At 36.8% G+C, this 684-nt stretch carries 1 protein-coding gene; it reads right to left on the bottom strand.

What is annotated here, in order from left to right:
• Positions 1-172: 172 nt before the first annotated feature.
• Positions 173-619 carry a hypothetical protein gene (locus tag ACE01N_RS20610; RefSeq protein ID WP_380592989.1) on the bottom strand — a complete coding sequence of 149 codons (447 nt, stop codon included), beginning with the start codon at positions 617-619 and terminating at the stop codon, positions 173-175.
• Positions 620-684 lie beyond the last annotated feature (65 nt).

The raw sequence follows: 684 nt of genomic DNA, 5'->3' as shown, positions 1-684 counted from the left end.
CAACGTTCCCGCGGTATGGTGTCGTGGCAGTTTCTTTCCGACGGGAAAGGAACTGTCAGGACGAAAGGAGCTGGCAGCGAACGTTGAATTATATTGTTTAAAAGTACTGCCATGCACTATGACCGCGTGTTGTGGGCTGGCATTTCTTTCTTTTTTATTCATAATCAAGGAATTACTCTCTCAATTGTTTTACTGTAAATGTGCCTATTTCATGTTCTAAATTTCCTACGTCTCCATAATAAACTTTGTATTCGCCAGATTCTAAGTCACCGATGGAAACTGCTTTACATTTACAGTCTTTGTTTTTATTAGTTGCAATTCCAGTCACTATTTTCAAATAAATATAGTTTTTATTAATTGTCACTTTTGTTTTTATACAGGATATAGCAGAATTTAGAGTCGTCGGATTTACTGTAATTGAGTCTAGTCCCGATACATTGCATAATATTGGCAAATAGTAACCATCTTCTGTCTCCAAAGGTGTATCAGTTTTTATTCCTCCTACATTTTGTATATAGTCCCATTCAGCTGTCTCTCTGGTAAAGTTGAAAAATAGGAAAGTAAGAGTCAAACTCAGCAGTGTAATTGCACTTATAATAATAATCCATTTCTTACTCATGGTCTAATGCAAATCTTTAAGTCTTTTCATGCTTGCCCACAACGTTCCCGCGGTATGGTGTCGTG

The organism is Quyinboa ferrireducens (assembly GCF_042436675.1).
Taxonomy (GTDB): Bacteria; Bacteroidota; Bacteroidia; order Bacteroidales; family UBA5342; genus JBHJHP01.
Note: the sequence above shows the minus strand (reverse complement) of the source record. Positions and strands in the feature narration are given on the sequence as shown.

Coding starts and splice junctions, on each gene's coding strand:
- ACE01N_RS20610 (WP_380592989.1), bottom strand. CDS start 619: ATGAGTAAGAAATGGATTATTATTATAAGTGCAATTACACTGCTGAGT.